19 protein-coding genes are annotated in these 15,602 nt (G+C 63.8%); 12 read left to right on the forward strand and 7 right to left on the reverse strand.

Features of this window, described 5'->3' with window-relative positions:
- Window positions 1-6: 6 nt before the first annotated feature.
- The 4 genes from cpaB to JQ635_RS21800 form a co-directional block, all read right to left on the reverse strand.
- The gene (gene cpaB / locus JQ635_RS21785) at window positions 7-807 is read right to left on the reverse strand and encodes a Flp pilus assembly protein CpaB (RefSeq protein ID WP_211411827.1); all 801 of its coding nucleotides are present in this window, start codon (window positions 805-807) and stop codon (window positions 7-9) included.
- Between the two features lie 130 nt (window positions 808-937).
- Complete coding sequence (locus tag JQ635_RS21790; protein WP_211411828.1) at window positions 938-1,462, reverse strand: A24 family peptidase; 525 nt, start codon at window positions 1,460-1,462, stop codon at window positions 938-940.
- Window positions 1,463-1,586: 124 nt separating this feature from the next.
- A complete protein-coding gene (locus tag JQ635_RS21795) occupies window positions 1,587-1,733 on the reverse strand; it encodes a hypothetical protein (RefSeq protein WP_211411829.1) in 147 nt (48 codons plus the stop codon).
- 70 nt (window positions 1,734-1,803) lie between these two features.
- Complete coding sequence (locus JQ635_RS21800; RefSeq protein ID WP_018646598.1) at window positions 1,804-1,968, reverse strand: Flp family type IVb pilin; 165 nt, start codon at window positions 1,966-1,968, stop codon at window positions 1,804-1,806.
- Between the two features lie 268 nt (window positions 1,969-2,236).
- Between JQ635_RS21800 and JQ635_RS21805 the strand changes: the two genes are divergently transcribed.
- The 4 genes from JQ635_RS21805 to JQ635_RS21820 all read left to right on the forward strand — a co-directional run bounded on the left by JQ635_RS21805 (window position 2,237) and on the right by JQ635_RS21820 (window position 5,186).
- Window positions 2,237-3,064, forward strand: coding sequence for a sterol desaturase family protein (locus JQ635_RS21805; RefSeq protein ID WP_211411830.1), 828 nt, complete (start codon window positions 2,237-2,239; stop codon window positions 3,062-3,064).
- A gap of 153 nt (window positions 3,065-3,217) precedes the next feature.
- On the forward strand, window positions 3,218-3,715 hold the full coding sequence (locus tag JQ635_RS21810; RefSeq protein WP_211411831.1) for a pilus assembly protein N-terminal domain-containing protein: 498 nt from the start codon (window positions 3,218-3,220) through the stop codon (window positions 3,713-3,715).
- Between the two features lie 236 nt (window positions 3,716-3,951).
- Window positions 3,952-4,530, forward strand: coding sequence for a TadE/TadG family type IV pilus assembly protein (locus JQ635_RS21815; RefSeq protein ID WP_211411832.1), 579 nt, complete (start codon window positions 3,952-3,954; stop codon window positions 4,528-4,530).
- A gap of 77 nt (window positions 4,531-4,607) precedes the next feature.
- Complete coding sequence (locus JQ635_RS21820) at window positions 4,608-5,186, forward strand: TadE/TadG family type IV pilus assembly protein (RefSeq protein ID WP_211411833.1); 579 nt, start codon at window positions 4,608-4,610, stop codon at window positions 5,184-5,186.
- A gap of 108 nt (window positions 5,187-5,294) precedes the next feature.
- Here JQ635_RS21820 and JQ635_RS21825 read toward each other — a convergent pair whose 3' ends face one another.
- The 3 genes from JQ635_RS21825 to JQ635_RS21835 all read right to left on the reverse strand — a co-directional run bounded on the left by JQ635_RS21825 (window position 5,295) and on the right by JQ635_RS21835 (window position 7,683).
- Window positions 5,295-5,507 (reverse strand): cold-shock protein, encoded by a 213-nt coding sequence (locus JQ635_RS21825; protein ID WP_007599788.1) that lies wholly within the window; start codon window positions 5,505-5,507, stop codon window positions 5,295-5,297.
- A 275-nt stretch (window positions 5,508-5,782) separates the two neighbouring features.
- Window positions 5,783-6,070 (reverse strand): translation initiation factor IF-1, encoded by a 288-nt coding sequence (gene infA / locus JQ635_RS21830; protein WP_024340539.1) that lies wholly within the window; start codon window positions 6,068-6,070, stop codon window positions 5,783-5,785.
- 23 nt (window positions 6,071-6,093) lie between these two features.
- On the reverse strand, window positions 6,094-7,683 hold the full coding sequence (locus tag JQ635_RS21835) for a DEAD/DEAH box helicase (protein WP_211411834.1): 1,590 nt from the start codon (window positions 7,681-7,683) through the stop codon (window positions 6,094-6,096).
- Between the two features lie 482 nt (window positions 7,684-8,165).
- Between JQ635_RS21835 and urtA the strand changes: the two genes are divergently transcribed.
- From urtA to JQ635_RS21875, 8 genes are all read left to right on the forward strand, one after another.
- Window positions 8,166-9,494 carry an urea ABC transporter substrate-binding protein gene (urtA, locus tag JQ635_RS21840; protein WP_211411835.1) on the forward strand — a complete coding sequence of 443 codons (1,329 nt, stop codon included), beginning with the start codon at window positions 8,166-8,168 and terminating at the stop codon, window positions 9,492-9,494.
- Between the two features lie 84 nt (window positions 9,495-9,578).
- Complete coding sequence (gene urtB, locus JQ635_RS21845; RefSeq protein ID WP_211411836.1) at window positions 9,579-11,186, forward strand: urea ABC transporter permease subunit UrtB; 1,608 nt, start codon at window positions 9,579-9,581, stop codon at window positions 11,184-11,186.
- Window positions 11,183-12,349 (forward strand): urea ABC transporter permease subunit UrtC, encoded by a 1,167-nt coding sequence (urtC, locus tag JQ635_RS21850; RefSeq protein WP_211411837.1) that lies wholly within the window; start codon window positions 11,183-11,185, stop codon window positions 12,347-12,349. Before urtB ends, urtC begins: the two co-directional genes overlap by 4 nt.
- A gap of 5 nt (window positions 12,350-12,354) precedes the next feature.
- Window positions 12,355-13,116 carry an urea ABC transporter ATP-binding protein UrtD gene (urtD, locus tag JQ635_RS21855; protein ID WP_211411838.1) on the forward strand — a complete coding sequence of 254 codons (762 nt, stop codon included), beginning with the start codon at window positions 12,355-12,357 and terminating at the stop codon, window positions 13,114-13,116.
- Window positions 13,117-13,119: 3 nt separating this feature from the next.
- Window positions 13,120-13,815: an urea ABC transporter ATP-binding subunit UrtE gene (gene urtE, locus JQ635_RS21860; protein ID WP_211411839.1), complete on the forward strand. Its 696-nt coding sequence runs from the start codon at window positions 13,120-13,122 to the stop codon at window positions 13,813-13,815.
- A gap of 36 nt (window positions 13,816-13,851) precedes the next feature.
- Window positions 13,852-14,682 carry an urease accessory protein UreD gene (locus JQ635_RS21865; protein ID WP_211411840.1) on the forward strand — a complete coding sequence of 277 codons (831 nt, stop codon included), beginning with the start codon at window positions 13,852-13,854 and terminating at the stop codon, window positions 14,680-14,682.
- A 37-nt stretch (window positions 14,683-14,719) separates the two neighbouring features.
- Window positions 14,720-15,022 carry an urease subunit gamma gene (locus JQ635_RS21870; RefSeq protein WP_025033968.1) on the forward strand — a complete coding sequence of 101 codons (303 nt, stop codon included), beginning with the start codon at window positions 14,720-14,722 and terminating at the stop codon, window positions 15,020-15,022.
- Window positions 15,023-15,135: 113 nt separating this feature from the next.
- Complete coding sequence (locus JQ635_RS21875) at window positions 15,136-15,441, forward strand: urease subunit beta (protein WP_092227079.1); 306 nt, start codon at window positions 15,136-15,138, stop codon at window positions 15,439-15,441.
- Window positions 15,442-15,602: the final 161 nt, after the last annotated feature.

Below are 15,602 nucleotides of genomic sequence, written 5' to 3' on the forward strand. Positions count from 1 at the left end.
CTGCCCTCATCGTACCTTTGCCGTCGCGCTCGGGATGCCATAGCGAATGATCGAAACGCCATCGCGCTTCTGTGCGGAATCATCGAGCGTGATCTCGCTCATCTTGACGTCGACGATGCTGCGCAGCGCCAGCGACAGCGTGCCGCTCTGGCGAGCGGCGGACAGCGTCGCCGTCTGTGCGGGATTGAGCTCGAGGGTAACGGTCTTGCCGACCACCGCGTTTTGGCCGTCCTTTTCCTTCGGTGCCTGGTCGATGGCCAGGACGCGGATGTTGGCCAGGATGATCTCGGAGGTGATGAGATCGGGAGCGCCACTGCTCTGATCCGGGTTCTTGAGGCGGCGGGTCAGAAGCACGTCGACGCGATCGTTTGGCAGGATGAAGCCGCCCGCGCCGGTCTCCGGTGAAATCTCGGTCGAGATCGCGCGCATGCCGGTCGGCAGGATCGCCGCCATGAAGCCGGAGCCCTCGGGCTTGACCAGCTTCTGGTCGCGGATCGGCTCACCCTGAATGAAGGGGGCGCGTGCGATCGAGCCTGTGACCTGGGTTGCGCCCTCCGGGCGTTCGTTGCGGCGAATGAACGTGGCGCTGGCGCTCGCGGCCGGCCAAGTCTGCCATTGCACGTCTTCAGGCTTCACCGTCTGGCCGAGACCGATGTCGTTCTTGGCCACCAGCACGTCGACGGTCGGAAGCTGCGCGACCGGAGCCGCCGGAGGCGGCGCAGAATTGTTCGAGCCGCTCGCCAGGTACGCGGCAACACCGCCGGCGCTGATGGCGACCGTCAGGACGACAATGCGTGCCCTATTCATACGCTTCACTTTCCAACAAAAACGCCGCGACGCTGCCGCCGCCGTAATCGGCAGTTGACCAGCTATTCGTCAAAGCATGGTTAATGAGGCGTATCTAAATCGGCTTAACGCCGGGTTTACCCGGGGGCGTTCAGCGCAGTGCGAGGTGAGCGAGGTCGATCGCCTTCACCCATTCGGTCTCCGGGTAGACCATCAGCGCGCTCAGCGCGAGCGCGATGCCGTAGGGGATGCCACTCTCCTTGGCGTGCAGTCGTGCAAGCCAGGCCTGGCCCGCGAGGCCGTAGGGCAGCGGCCATTGCCGGAACTGGAGCAGGAGCAGTGTCAGCGCTCCGCCGAACAGCGAGGCGTAGAGCAGGAAGTTCATCAGGTGCGCGAAGCCGAACCAGAGCGCAACGGAGGCTGCGACCTTGGCGTCGCCGCCGCCGACCCAGCCCATCGCAAAGCACGTGAAGGCCACGACCAGCAGAAGTACGCCGGCGCCGACATGACTGAGCATCTCGTAAGGTGCCATGCCACCGGCGAAGGCGAGGACGAAGAAGCCTGCGACCAGCGCCAGCGACACACGGTTCGAGATGGTCATCGTGAAGAGATCGCTCGCCGCGGCGAACGCCATCAGGGCCGGGAAGAGCATGAGGCGCGCAAGGTCGAGGATCATGGGCTGCGTCTTGAGGCCTGGGTTTGTCGCGGGATCTGGCGTCGCGCGATGCTAGCGGGCAGTGCTAAACAAACCGACAACGGCAGCAGCGGCCTGGGCGGGCAATAGCCCGCCAGAGGCATGCTCACCAGAGGCTGGCGATGCGCGCGGCGAGTGCGACCGTTGCCAGCAGCAGCGCAAGGCACACCCAATAGGCCGGCGAGCCGGTCGGCGCCGTCTGCGCCTCGCTCGCCGCAACGGCGGCATCGGTTGTGTACTTTCGCAACGCCACTGGAACTCGCCGTACTCAGAAAAACAAAGGCCCCGGAGGTCCGGGGCTTTTGCCGTCGTTGGTCGGTCGCTTACTTCAGCGAGCTGCTGATCGAGCCGAACTTGGTGTTCAGCGTGCTGCCGAGATTGTTGACGACGGTGATGATGGCCAGCGCGATGCCGGCGGCGATCAGGCCGTATTCGATGGCGGTGGCGCCGGATTCATCCTTGGCGAAACGCGCAATCAAGTTCTTCATGAACAAACTCCATCTTGGGTGGGATCGCCTCGTTCGGCGCTGTCGTTGACGCGATGACCATGAGAGCCGAGCTCTTTCGGTAGAGTTAATTCGATCGTGTAAACCCAATTGCTGCGCGATGCTTTTGCCCAGAGTGAATTTCACCTTAAAGCACCGGCCGAAATTCCCTTCGGTTCCGGACGCGCTGCAACTGCGTCGCCGGCTTCACCCTCCCTTAAATTTCGCGGAGTAGGCGTAGGAGGATCAGCAATTCGGAAGAGAGGCGACGATGTCGAGCCTGCCCATGCAAGTCGCCCTGATGCTCGGCGAGACTATCGCGAAGGTGGTCCCCGTCACTTTCGTGCTCGCTCTGGTCTTCACGGTGCTCGAGCATTTCTGGGCCTGCAATCCCGGCGTACCGTGGTGGCGCAAGCGGGAGATCGTCACCGACATTTGCTACTGGTTCTTCGTGCCCGTGTTTGCCCGCACCATGCGGATCGGGCTCTTGATCGTCGGAGCGGGCGTGTTCTTCAACATCCATGACGCCGACGATCTCATCGCCTTCTACGACAACGGCCACGGCCCGCTGGCGCAACTGCCGCTCTGGGTGCAGGCCGCGCTGTTCCTGGTGCTGTCGGACTTCATGCTGTACTGGCTGCACCGGCTATTCCACGGCGGCGAGTTCTGGAAGTACCACGCGATCCATCACTCCTCCGAGGAGATCAGCTGGATTTCGGCGGCCCGTTTCCACCCCGTCAACCTCGTGCTCGGCACCATCGGCGTCGATGTCGTGCTGCTGATGGCCGGCATCTCGCCGAACGTCATGATCTGGGTCTCCCCGTTCACGACCTTCCATTCGGCCTTCGTGCACGCCAATCTGACCTGGACCTTCGGGCCGTTCAAATATGTCCTGGCGACGCCGGTATTCCACCGCTGGCACCACACCCCGCTCGAAGACGGCGGCGACACCAATTTCGCCGGGACCTTCCCGGTCTGGGACGTGCTGTTCGGCACCTTCCGCATGCCGGAGGGGAAGCTGCCGCAGGACTACGGCAAGGACGAAGCGACCATGCCGAAGGAGATCGGAGGGCAGCTTGCCTATCCGTTCCGCCGATAGGGTGCTCCAGAGCGGCAAATCATCAGTCCGTTCAAACAATAGAAGGCGAATTTGCGGAACGTTCACGAATTGAGGGCAGGTTAGCGGGGTCGGGCACCGGCTCCGCTGTATCTGATCGCTTCTGCCGGTTTGTGACGTCCCGGGGGTAAGAGTATGCGTAAACAACTGCTGCGCCGCCATGCGCGCGTCTGTCTTCTGGTTGCGGCCGCGGTGCTGGCGTCGCCGGCTGCCGGCCTTGCCGAATCCACCGCCGATACCATCGCCGTCAACGTCGACCAGGCCAAGCTGGTCCGGCTGCCTGGCAAGGTGGCGACCATCGTGGTCGGCAATCCCTTGATCGCCGACGTCACGCTCCAGCCCGGCGGCATGATCGTCGTGACCGGTAAGGGCTACGGCGCCACCAATTTCATCGCGCTGGACCGGGCGGGCGAGATCCTGGTCGATCGCCAGATCCAGGTCGAAGGTCCGAGCGATCGGCTCGTCACCGTCTATCGCGGGGTTGAGCGCGAGTCCTACAGCTGCGTGCCGATTTGCCAGCGTCGCGTGACGCTGGGTGACAGCGACAACTACTTCAACACCACGATGAGCCAAGCCGGTTCGCTGAACAACAATGCCAGCGGCAATGCCGGCGCGGGTGCCAAGACCAACTAGTAAGTCAGATCGGTGAGGTGCTTGGGCAGGATCGTGTGATCTGGCCCGCGGCACCTGCACCGGCGAGGACGAGCTCTTCTTCCTGCACCCTTCTTCCGCGCGCCTCGGGTCGCCCCTGGTTAACGACCCCTTAACGGTGCGCGTCGCCGGCCGAGATCGGCCTGCAACACTTAAACAATCAGTTTTAGCTATTTCATTGAGCGGATGATCGCCGCTGGCTGGGGAAATTTGACGCGATGCCAACGCCTGCACCCGTGAGGTTCACGGTCCGAACCATGCTGCGCCGGTTTCGCGGCAACCGCCGTGGTTCCGCGGCCGTCGAGTTCGCGCTGGTCGCGCCGATCTTCTTCGCGCTGCTGTTCGCCATCATCGAGACGGCGCTCATGTTCTTTGCGAGCCAGGTGCTCGAGACCATCACGCAGAATTCTGCGCGGGTGGTGCTGACCGGGCAGGCGCAATCGGGTTCGGTCACCGCCTGCGCGGTGTCCGGCGTCGGCACGCCGTGCACGCAGGCGACGTTCAAGACCTACGTCTGCAGCCAGATCCCGGCGCTGTTCGATTGCAGCAAGCTCTACGTCGACGTCACCAGCTTCTCGTCCTTCTCTGCGGTAACGCTGTCGAGCCATATCGACGGCTCCGGAGGTTTCGACACGAGCATGAGCTACAGCCCGGGCAGCGCCGGCGACATCGTGGTGGTGCGGCTGTTCTACCAGTGGCCACTGTTCGTGACCGGGCTTGGCTACAACATCGCCAATCTCACCGGCAGCAAGCGCCTGCTGGTGGCCACGGCCGCGTTCAAGAACGAACCCTACTAGAGCATGATCCGGAAGAGTGCATAGCGGTTTTCCGAAAAGATCATGCCCAAACGATAGACCAACGGATCGGCGGAACGATGCAGGCGATTGCGAAAATCTGGCGGGCGTTGCGTCTTTCCGCGCACGAATTTCTTGCCGATGGCAGAGGTCTGGCGGCCACCGAATTCGCAGTGATCGTGCCGCTGATGCTGGTGATGTTCTTCGGCACGGTCGAGTTCTCGTCGGCCGTGGCGATCGACCGCAAGGTGACGCTGATGGCGCGGACGCTGTCGGACCTCACCTCGCAGTCGACGTCGGTCGGCGATACCGACATGACCAATTTCTTCGCCGCCTCGACCGGCATCATGACGCCCTATGCCACCTCGCCGGTCTTGGCGACGATCACCGAGCTCTATGTCGATCCCTCGACCTTGCAGGCGCATGTGCAGTGGAGCAAGGGATCGGTGCCACGGACGCCGAAGTCCCTGGTCACGATTCCCACGACGCTGGCGATCGGCGGCACCTACCTGATCTTCAGCGAGGTCAGCTACACCTATACGCCGTCGGTCGGCTATGCGCTCAAGAGCGCGATCTCGTTGAGCGACGTTGCCTATACAAGGCCGCGCCAGTCGACCTGCGTCTACTACAGCCCGGATACCGCCTGCACGACCTACTAAGTGCAGCGGGTCTTCCAACATGAAAAAAGGCCGCGCGTCGCGCACGGCCTTTTCCATTGTTGCTTTGACTTGCTCGTTTGAGCTGATCCGGACCGAAGGTCCGTGGGCTCAGCCTGCGGAGCGAAGGTTGTCGGCGGCCGACTTGCCGGACCGGCGATCGGCCACGATCTCGTAGGAGATCTTCTGGCCTTCGCGCAGCGTGCCAAGGCCGGCGCGCTCGACGGCGCTGATGTGCACGAACACGTCCTGGCCGCCATCGTCCGGCTGGATGAAGCCGAAGCCCTTGGTCGCGTTAAACCACTTCACGGTTCCCATGCTCATGGGGTAGTTCCTTCTCAGATAAACAATGTAAGAGCCCGCTCGCGCGGACAGGTTAGATCGAATTTCTGGAAGGGTCGTCAGCGTGTCTGAACCGGCTGTACCGGTGGATGCCAATGTCGTCCGGCCGAAAATCGATTAATTCATTTTATTGGAAATGGGGCTTCAAAACAATCGTGACGTGCACGATTTTTTGATCCGCCGCGGCGAGCGCGGCAGATCAGCATACAGGTCGGAATTTTATTTCCGCGCTCGCGCGCAGATCGAGCCTTCGGCGCTTAGCGACGGCGGAACTGGCCGCCGCGTTGTCCGGGCCGCGGAGGTCCACCCGCGGTGCTGGGACGTTCGTCCTTGTGGCGGAAAATCAGCCGGCCCTTCTCGAGGTCATAGGGCGACATCTCCACCGTCACGCGGTCACCCGCCAGCGTCTTGATGCGGTTCTTCTTCATCTTGCCGGCGGTGTAGGCGACGATCTCGTGTCCGGCGTCGAGCTGCACGCGGTAGCGGGCGTCGGGGAGGATTTCGGTGACCAGTCCTTCGAACTGGATCAGCTCTTCCTTAGCCATTGATATCTCCAGGTCGTGGACGGCTAGTGCGAATAGGGTTTGCGGGTCGATTGGCCGTTCGGCCGACTCTCACGGCGCAGAAAGGCCACGCCTTGTATCCCATCAGGCTTGCCGGCGCTATGCGCGGGACGCTGTTCCGACCGATCGGTTTGCGAATGTCCCAGCTTATTAGCACCGGAGCGGCGGCGGCGGCGAGACCCCTTCGAGGCGTTCTGGCCGTCGTTGAACCGTCCGTCGACATGCCGAGCGTCGCCGCCGTGCCGGCCTTCACCGGGGCGTCCGTCGCCCTGCTTGCCGGCGCTATGGTGACGTCCGTCGCCATGCCTTTCGTCGGCCCGACGTCCGTCACCGTGCCGTGCGCCTTGCGGACGCTGGCCTGGGCGGCCTCCGCGGCCCTGTCGCTGCTGCGGCGCGGGAGGACCCGCATCGCGGCGGCCGGCATCGGTGCGGAGGTCTTCGCGCGGCAGCGCCACGCGGATCAGCCGCTCGATGTCGCGGAGATAGCTGAGCTCCTCACCGCCCGCGACCAGCGAGATCGCGGTGCCGTCGGCGCCGGCGCGCGCGGTGCGACCGATACGGTGCACATAGGTTTCGGGCACGTTGGGCAGGTCGAAATTGATCACATGGCTGATGCCGTCGACGTCGATGCCGCGGGCGGCGATGTCGGTGGCCACCAGGGTGCGGATCTCGCCCGAGCGGAACTGGGCGAGCGTGCGCTCGCGGTGGTTCTGCGACTTGTTGCCATGAATGGCGTTGGCGGCGATGCCGGCCTTGGCAAGCGTCTTCACCACCTTGTCGGCACCGTGCTTGGTGCGGGTGAAGACCAGCGCGCGATTGATCGCCTCGTCCTGCAGCAGCTTGGTCAGGAAGGCGGGCTTGGCCGCAAAGTCGACCTGCAGGATGCGCTGGTTGATCCGCTCGGCGGTCGAGGAGACCGGGGTCACCGCGACGCGGGCGGGATCGCGCAGCATGGAGTCCGCGAGCTCGGCGATGTCCTTCGGCATGGTGGCCGAGAAGAACAGCGTCTGCCGCTTGATCGGCAGCTTGGCGACGATTTTGCGGATGTCGTTGATGAAGCCCATGTCGAGCATGCGGTCGGCCTCGTCGAGCACGAGGAACTCGACGCTCGAAAGCTTCAGCCCGTTGCTCTGCACGAGGTCGAGCAGGCGGCCGGGGGTGGCGACAAGCACGTCCACGCCCTGCATCAGCGCACGGACCTGGCGGCCCATCGGAACGCCGCCGATGGCGAGCGTCGAGGACAGGCGGATGTGGCGGCCATAGGCGTTGAAGCTGTCGAGGATCTGCCCCGAAAGCTCGCGGGTCGGCGACAGCACCAGGACACGGGCGGTCTTGGGCTGCGGCTTGATGCGGTTCTCGAGCAGGCGGTGCAGGATCGGCAGCGCGAAGGACGCGGTCTTGCCGGTGCCGGTCTGGGCGATACCGACGACGTCGCGGCCGGTCAGCGCCAGCGGGATGGTCTGGGCCTGGATGGGGGTGGGGGTGACGTAGTTCTCTTCACGAAGAGCGCGCGCGATGGGTTCGGCGAGGCCGAAGTCCTGAAACGAAGTCAAAAGATGGGTTCTTTCCATGTCAAAAGCGGGCGCCCGGCGCATTCAGCGCGGCGCGCGCAAACGGGTGTCGAGAAGACACCTGCGTGTTTGGGGTGTCGGATGGCTTGGGAGATATGGGGCAAGCCAGAGGCCCGTAGAGGGCTTAAGAACACGCGGCTCGCTACGACCCCTTGATTCGCAAGAGGTCTCGGCCGTTCATATGGAACATTGAGGGGGCGCTTTCAAGGCAAGTCGGCCCTAAACAGCGGTTGCGGTGCAGAAATAGTTATGCCGGAAATTTAGACAGAAGCGTCATTTTGCTCAAAAAATAAACTGATTGCCGCATTAGCATACATTTTATTCGCTCAAATTTTGGGCAAATAGACTGCGGCGAAACTTTGATTTCTGCCTAATTCCCAAGTTATATCAATGTGTTGATATGTGCCAAGCCCATGGCATGGTTCTTGCGATTCCGTTAATCGCAGGCGGCCGTGGGGCCGTTTCGCAGCGTCTTTTCACGTCTGCGTCAGGGAGATGATACACAAATGCTTACCAAATCCACTCGCGATATAGCGGCGTCATTTAGCCGCCGCGGCGTACTCGCCGCGACCGCCGGACTGATGCTCGGTCTGGCCACATTGACTGGCGCGAAGGCCGCTGACGACACCATCAAGGTCGGCGTGCTCCACTCCCTCTCCGGCACCATGGCCATCAGCGAAACCACGCTGAAGGACACCATCCTCTTCCTGATCGACGAGCAGAACAAGAAGGGCGGCGTGCTCGGCAAGAAGCTCGAGGCCGTCGTCGTCGATCCCGCCTCGAACTGGCCGCTGTTCGCCGAGAAGGCGCGCGAGCTGATCACCAAGGACAAGGTCTCGGTCGTGTTCGGCTGCTGGACCTCGGTGTCGCGCAAGTCGGTGCTCCCGGTGTTCAAGGAGCTCAACAACATTCTGTTCTACCCCGTGCAGTACGAGGGCGAGGAGAGCGAGCGCAACGTGTTCTACACGGGTGCGGCGCCGAACCAGCAGGCGATCCCCGCCGTCGACTATCTGATGAAGGAAGAGAAGGTGAAGCGCTGGGTGCTCGCGGGCACCGACTACGTCTATCCGCGCACCACCAACAAGATCCTGGAAGCCTATCTGAAGTCGAAGGGTGTCGCCCAGGAAGACATCATGATCAACTACACGCCGTTCGGTCACTCCGACTGGCAGACGATCGTGGCCGACATCAAGAAGTTCGGCTCGGCCGGCAAGAAGACCGCAGTGGTCTCGACCATCAACGGCGACGCCAACGTTCCCTTCTACAAGGAGCTCGGCAACCAGGGCATCAAGGCCAAGGACATCCCGGTGGTCGCGTTCTCGGTGGGTGAGGAAGAGCTCGCCGGCATCGACACCAAGCCGCTGGTCGGCCATCTCGCCGCCTGGAACTACTTCGAGTCGATCAAGACCAAGGACGGCTCGAACGAGAAGTTCATCAAGGACTGGCAGACCTACACCAAGAACCCGAAGCGCGTGACCAACGACCCGATGGAAGCGCACGTGATCGGCTTCGCCATGTGGGTGAAGGCGGTCGAGAAGGTGAAGTCGACCGATCCGGACAAGGTGATCGACGCGCTTCCCGGCATCGAGGCGCCGAACCTGACCGGCGGCGTGTCGAAGATGCTGCCGAACCACCACATCACCAAGCCGGTGTTCATCGGCGAGATCAAGGGCAACGGCCAGTTTGACGTGGTCTGGAAGACCCCGGGCCTCGTCGCCGGCGACGCCTGGTCGAAGGAGCTCGACGGCTCCAAGGACCTGATCGGCGACTGGGTCGGCAAGAAGTGCGGCAACTTCAACACCAAGACCAACAAGTGCCTCGGCTCGGGCTCCTGATCCGGGTCTGACGCTCCATTGCACGATCGGGGAAGGCGGCGATCCCGCCGCCTTCTCCACCCATTTCTGCCGGGGTCATTCACAGTGCTAGCCAATTTGCCCGCCCGTCTCTGTTCGCTCCTGCTCTCGTTGTTTCTGATTGCGTTCGCACTGCCGGCCTTTGCGGGGCCGTTCGAGGATGCGGTCGCCAAGTTCGCCAACGACGATTTTTCCGACACCGAGGAAGCGGTCGGCGTGATCGCGAGCAGCGGCAACAAGCTGGCCTTTCCCATCATCAGCGCGCTCCAGGACGGCCGTCTGATGGCCGATCCGGACAGCAAGAAGGTTTACGTCACCGGTACCGACGGCAAGTCGATCGACGCCGCGACCGGCGAGGCCGTCACCAGCGTTCCCGACAGTGCGAGCGCGGTCCGCCTCAACAACCGCCTGCGCCGCAGCGTCGATGCCGCGCTCGGCAGCCTGACCCTGCAGTCGCCGGACGTCGGAACGCGCCTGCAGGCCGCGCAATCCGTCTTCAAGTCGCACGAGGAAACCGCGCTCGAGGCGGTCGATGCGGCGCTCGCCAAGGAAAGCAACAAGTCGGTCAAGACGGCGCTCGGCGAAGCCCGTGCGGCGATCCTGCTGTTCAAGCCCGATGCCACGGAGGTCGAGAAGCTCGAGGCCGTCGCCACCCTCAAGGCGCGCGGCGACCAGGAGGCGATGGCGCTGCTCACCGGCATGGGCGACCAGCCGGCCTCGGTGACCAAGGCTGCAGCCAGTGCAATCAGCTCGATCCAGTCTTCGCTCGCAGTCTGGTCCACGGTGCAGAACGCCTGGTACGGGCTTTCGCTCGGCTCGGTGCTGCTGCTCGCCGCGATCGGGCTTGCCATCACCTTCGGCGTGATGGGCGTCATCAACATGGCCCATGGCGAGATGGTGATGATCGGGGCCTACACTACCTTCGTGGTGCAGGAGGTGATCCGCACCCGCTATCCCGGCCTGTTCGACTATTCGCTGCTGATCGCCGTGCCGCTCGCCTTCCTCGTCGCCGGCGCGATCGGCGTGCTGATCGAGCGCAGCATCATCCGCTTTCTCTATGGACGTCCGCTGGAGACGCTGCTGGCGACCTGGGGCCTGTCGCTGGTGCTGCAGCAGGCGGTGCGCACCATGTTCGGCCCGACCAACCGCGAAGTCGGCAATCCCTCCTGGATGAGCGGCGCGTTCGAGCTCGGCCAGATCACCATCACCTATAACCGGCTGTGGATCCTCTGCTTCACGCTGGCCGTGTTCGCGATCCTGCTGGCGATGCTGCGCTACACCGCGCTCGGCCTCGAGATGCGCGCGGTGACTCAGAACCGCCGTATGGCGGCCTCGATGGGCATCGCCACCTCGCGCGTCGACGCGCTGACCTTCGGCCTCGGCTCGGGCATTGCCGGCATCGCCGGCGTGGCGCTGTCGCAGATCGACAATGTCAGCCCCAATCTCGGCCAGAGCTACATCATCGACAGTTTCATGGTCGTCGTGTTCGGCGGGGTCGGCAATCTCTGGGGCACGCTGGTCGGCGCCTTCACGCTCGGCATCGCCAATAAGTTCCTGGAGCCGGTCGCCGGCGCCGTGCTCGGCAAGATCGCGATCCTGGTTCTCATCATCCTGTTCATTCAAAAGCGGCCGCGCGGCCTGTTCGCGCTCAAGGGCCGTGCGGTGGAAGCATGACCCCTCACATGCTGACGCGATCGCTGGACCGCGGCGCGACGATCTTCCTGCTAGTTGTCGCCGCGCTGGGCGTGCTGATCCCGCTGTCCAACCTGCTGCTGCCCGCCGGCTCGTTCCTGCATGTGCCGACCTATCTGGTTGCGCTCTGGGGCAAATATGTCTGCTACGCGATCCTGGCGCTCGCGATCGACCTGATCTGGGGCTATTGCGGCATCCTCTCGCTCGGCCACGGTGCCTTCTTCGCGCTCGGCGGCTACGCCATGGGCATGTACCTGATGCGGCAGATCGGCACCCGCGGCGTTTACGGCAACCCGATCCTGCCCGACTTCATGGTGTTCCTGAATTGGCAGAAGCTGCCCTGGTACTGGTACGGCTTCGACATGTTCTGGTTCGCGGCGCTGATGGTGTTGTTCGTGCCGGGCCTGCTCGCCTTCTGCTTCGGCTGGCTCGCGTTCCGATCCCGCGTCACCGGCGTCTATCTGTCGATCATCACGCAGGCGATGACCTATGCGCTGCTGCTTGCCTTCTTCCGCAACGATTTCGGCTTCGGCGGCAATAACGGCCTGACCGACTTCAAGGACATCCTCGGCTTCAACGTGCAGGCGGAAGGGACCCGTGCCGCGCTGTTCGCGCTGAGTTGCCTGGCGCTGATCGTCGGCTTCCTGATCTGCCGCGCCATCGTCTCCTCCAAGCTCGGCAAGGTGCTGATCGCCGTGCGTGACGCAGAATCGCGCACGCGCTTCCTCGGCTACCGCGTCGAGTCCTACAAGCTGTTCGTGTTCACGGTGTCGGCCTGCATGGCCGGTGTCGCCGGCGCGCTCTACGTGCCGCAGGTCGGCATCATCAACCCCTCCGAGTTCGCGCCGGGCAATTCGATCGAGGCGGTGATCTGGGTGGCGGTCGGCGGCCGCGGTACGCTGGTCGGCGCCGCGCTCGGCGCTGTCGTCGTCAACTACGCCAAGACGTTCTTCACCTCGGGCGTGCTGGCGCCGTATTGGCTGTTCATGCTGGGCGCATTGTTCATCCTGGTGACGCTGCTGCTACCCAAGGGCATCGTCGGCACCTTCAATGCCTGGTGGGCTTCGGCGAAGGAAAAACGCACCGCGGCTTCGGTGAGCGCGGCGGCCGAAGATGGCGTCACCGAACCCAAGATGGCGGAGTAGGCGCAATGAACGTCATGGACACCCGCGCGACCTCCGCAATGCTTTACCTGGACGGTGTGCACGTCTCTTTCGACGGCTTCCACGCCATCAACAATTTGTCGCTGACGCTCGAGCCCGGCGAGATGCGCGCCATCATCGGCCCGAACGGCGCGGGCAAGACCACGATGATGGATATCATCACCGGCAAGACCAAGCCCGATGAGGGCACGGTGCTGTTCGACGGCGTCACCGACCTGACGCGCCTCGACGAGACCCGCATCGCCGAGCTCGGCATCGGCCGCAAATTCCAGAAGCCGACCGTGTTCGAGAGCCAGACCGTGCAGGACAATCTGCTGCTGGCGCTGAATGTCGACCACTCGGTCCGCGGCACCCTGTTCTGGAGCGGCAGCAAGGCAGAGTCCGAGCGCATCGACAAGGTGCTGGAGACGATCCGTCTCACCGAGGCCCGCAACCGCCTCGCCGGCAGCCTCAGCCATGGCCAGAAGCAGTGGCTCGAGATCGGCATGCTGCTGGCGCAGGATCCGAAGCTGCTGCTCGTCGACGAGCCCGTCGCCGGCATGACCGATGTCGAGACGCATCTCACCGCCGAGCTGCTGAAGGAGATCAACAAGACCCACACCGTCATGGTGGTCGAGCACGATATGACGTTCGTGCGCGAACTCGGCGTCAAGGTCACCTGCCTGCATGAAGGCGCGGTGCTCGCGGAAGGTACCATCGACCAGGTCTCGTCCAACGAGCGGGTCATCGAAGTCTATCTGGGACGCTGAGCGATGCTTGAGGTCAAGGACATCAACCTGTTCTACGGCGCGGCGCAGGCGCTGCGCGGCGTCTCGATCTCGGCCGAGCCCGGCAAGGTGACCTGCGTGCTCGGGCGCAACGGCGTCGGCAAGACCTCGCTGCTGCGCGCCATGGTCGGGCAATACCCGATCTCCTCCGGCGCGATCGTGTTCGACGGCAACGACATCACGGGCCTCAAGCCCTATGAGCGGGCGCGCAAGGGCATCGGCTTCGTGCCGCAGGGCCGCGAGATCTTCCCGCTGCTGACGGTCGAGGAGAACCTCAAGACCGGCTTCGGCCCGCTCAAGCGCGAGGACAAGCACATTCCGGACGACGTCTTCTCGCTGTTTCCGGTGCTGCAGTCCATGCTTGGCCGGCGCGGCGGCGACCTCTCCGGCGGCCAGCAGCAGCAGCTCGCGATCGGCCGCGCGCTGGTGATGCGGCCGAAGCTGCTTCTGCTCGACGAGCCGACCGAGGGTATCCAGCCCTCGATCATCAAGGATATCGGCCGCGCCATCTCGTACCTGCGCAACCTCGGCAACATCGCCATCGTGCTGGTCGAACAATATCTCGACTTTGCCTGCGAACTCGGCGACAGTTTCGCGGTGATGGATCGCGGCGCGGTGAAATTCACCTGCGACCGCACCAATCTCGACGCGAGCGAGATCAGCCGCCAGATGGCGCTGTAAGCCGCAAAATCCTGCCGCGACCGGCTGGGGAGACGGATGCGCAGCGAACTGTCAGCCACGTCCACGATTTTCGAGGCCAACCGTGCTCGCGGCGCGGTGCGGTTCGACGTGCATGCGCGCGATGGCGTGACGCGGCGCGGCGCCTTGCATGAATCCGGCTCGCTCCGCGTTCGCTTTCCCTCGCCGGAGGATGAAGGGCTGTTCGGCGTGTTCGTGAACACGGCCGGCGGAGTCGCCGGCGGCGATCGCTTCGACATCGAGATATCGGCGGCGGATCGCGCGCGGCTGACGCTGACCACGGCAGCGGCCGAAAAGGTCTATCGCGCGCCGGGCACGGCGGCGCAGCTCAATATCACGCTGAAGGTCGGCGCGGGCGCGCATTTGTCCTGGCTGCCGCAGGAGACCATCCTGTTCGACCGTGCCCGCGTGCAGCGTCGCTTCGACATCGAGCTCGACGAGGCCGCCTCGCTCCTGCTCTGCGAGATCGTGGTGTTCGGCCGTACCGCCATGGGCGAGCGGATGGAGCAGGGCGAATTCGTCGACCGCTGGCGCATGCGCCGTGGTGGGAAGCTGGTGTTCGCCGAGACGGTCAGGCTCGATGGCGATATCGGCGCAAAGCTCGCGCGATCGGCCGTGGCCAAGGGCGGTGCGGCGATTGGCACGGCCCTGATCGTGCCAGGCGATGAGGCGCTGGTCGAGCGTCTCCGTGAAGCGTCGGAGTCTTTCTCCGGTGAGGTCGGGATATCCGCCTGGAATGGCTTTGCAATGGCGCGGTTCTGTGCCCAAGATGCGGCCCGCCTGCGCGCCGACATGATGGCCGTGCTGGCGCGCACCGGCGCGGCGCTGCCGCGGCTCTGGTTGAACTGACTGGCTGAATTGACGTGTTGAACGGAAGAGATTTCGCATGAACCTGTCTCCCCGCGAAAAGGACAAGCTTCTGATCTCGATGGCGGCGATCGTGGCGCGCCGCAGGCTGGACCGAGGCGTCAAGCTCAACCATCCCGAGGCGATCGCGATCATCTCCGACTTCATCCTCGAGGGTGCCCGCGATGGCCGCACCGTCGCCGAGTTGATGCAATCCGGCGCGCAGGTTCTGACCCGCGACCAGGTGATGCCTGGAATCCCCGAGATGATCCACGATATCCAGGTCGAGGCGACCTTTCCCGACGGCACCAAGCTCGTCACCGTGCACCAGCCGATCAGGTAAACACACGCGTCATTCCGGGGCGCCCGCAGGGCGAACCCGGAATCCAGAGGTTTTTTGGTTTCGAGATTCCGGCCTTCTCGCTGCGCGAGCCCCGGAATGACGAGGAGGATAGAATGATCCCCGGCGAACTCTTCATCCAGGACGGCGAGATCGAGCTCAATGCCGGCCGCAAGACGGTGACGCTGACGGTCGCCAACACCGGCGACCGCCCGATCCAGGTCGGCTCGCACTACCATTTCTTCGAGACCAATCCCGCGCTGAAGTTCGATCGCAAGAAGTCCCGCGGCATGCGCCTCGACATCGCCGCCGGCACCGCCGTCCGCTTCGAGCCCGGCCAGACCCGCGACGTCCAGCTCGTCGCGCTGGCGGGGAAGAAGACGATTTACGGCTTCCGCGGCGACGTGATGGGGAAGCTGTGAGTGCAATGAGGGTGAGCGCAGCGCGACGCGATTGAGGCGAGTGCAGTGGTCCATAGTGAGGTGAGCACGCCGGTCAGGCTCCCTCCCCCCTTGCGGGGTAGGGGAATCGCATTTGGCAGTAGAGGGGTGTTGCCAGACGGTTGGAACTGGATTCTTTGGGT

This window comes from Bradyrhizobium iriomotense, assembly GCF_018130765.1.
Lineage (GTDB): Bacteria > Pseudomonadota > Alphaproteobacteria > Rhizobiales > Xanthobacteraceae > Bradyrhizobium > Bradyrhizobium iriomotense_A.

Bases quoted from the DNA above. Each gene is read 5' to 3' on its own strand.
- cpaB (WP_211411827.1), bottom strand. From the start codon at position 807: ATGAATAGGGCACGCATTGTCGTCCTGACGGTCGCCATCAGCGCCGGC.
- JQ635_RS21790 (WP_211411828.1), bottom strand. From the start codon at position 1,462: ATGATCCTCGACCTTGCGCGCCTCATGCTCTTCCCGGCCCTGATGGCG.
- JQ635_RS21800 (WP_018646598.1), bottom strand. From the start codon at position 1,968: ATGAAGAACTTGATTGCGCGTTTCGCCAAGGATGAATCCGGCGCCACC.
- JQ635_RS21805 (WP_211411830.1), top strand. From the start codon at position 2,237: ATGTCGAGCCTGCCCATGCAAGTCGCCCTGATGCTCGGCGAGACTATC.
- JQ635_RS21810 (WP_211411831.1), top strand. From the start codon at position 3,218: ATGCGTAAACAACTGCTGCGCCGCCATGCGCGCGTCTGTCTTCTGGTT.
- JQ635_RS21815 (WP_211411832.1), top strand. From the start codon at position 3,952: ATGCCAACGCCTGCACCCGTGAGGTTCACGGTCCGAACCATGCTGCGC.
- JQ635_RS21820 (WP_211411833.1), top strand. From the start codon at position 4,608: ATGCAGGCGATTGCGAAAATCTGGCGGGCGTTGCGTCTTTCCGCGCAC.
- JQ635_RS21825 (WP_007599788.1), bottom strand. From the start codon at position 5,507: ATGAGCATGGGAACCGTGAAGTGGTTTAACGCGACCAAGGGCTTCGGC.
- infA (WP_024340539.1), bottom strand. From the start codon at position 6,070: ATGGCTAAGGAAGAGCTGATCCAGTTCGAAGGACTGGTCACCGAAATC.
- JQ635_RS21835 (WP_211411834.1), bottom strand. From the start codon at position 7,683: ATGCGCCGGGCGCCCGCTTTTGACATGGAAAGAACCCATCTTTTGACT.
- urtA (WP_211411835.1), top strand. From the start codon at position 8,166: ATGCTTACCAAATCCACTCGCGATATAGCGGCGTCATTTAGCCGCCGC.
- urtC (WP_211411837.1), top strand. From the start codon at position 11,183: ATGACCCCTCACATGCTGACGCGATCGCTGGACCGCGGCGCGACGATC.
- urtD (WP_211411838.1), top strand. From the start codon at position 12,355: ATGAACGTCATGGACACCCGCGCGACCTCCGCAATGCTTTACCTGGAC.
- urtE (WP_211411839.1), top strand. From the start codon at position 13,120: ATGCTTGAGGTCAAGGACATCAACCTGTTCTACGGCGCGGCGCAGGCG.
- JQ635_RS21865 (WP_211411840.1), top strand. From the start codon at position 13,852: ATGCGCAGCGAACTGTCAGCCACGTCCACGATTTTCGAGGCCAACCGT.
- JQ635_RS21870 (WP_025033968.1), top strand. From the start codon at position 14,720: ATGAACCTGTCTCCCCGCGAAAAGGACAAGCTTCTGATCTCGATGGCG.
- JQ635_RS21875 (WP_092227079.1), top strand. From the start codon at position 15,136: ATGATCCCCGGCGAACTCTTCATCCAGGACGGCGAGATCGAGCTCAAT.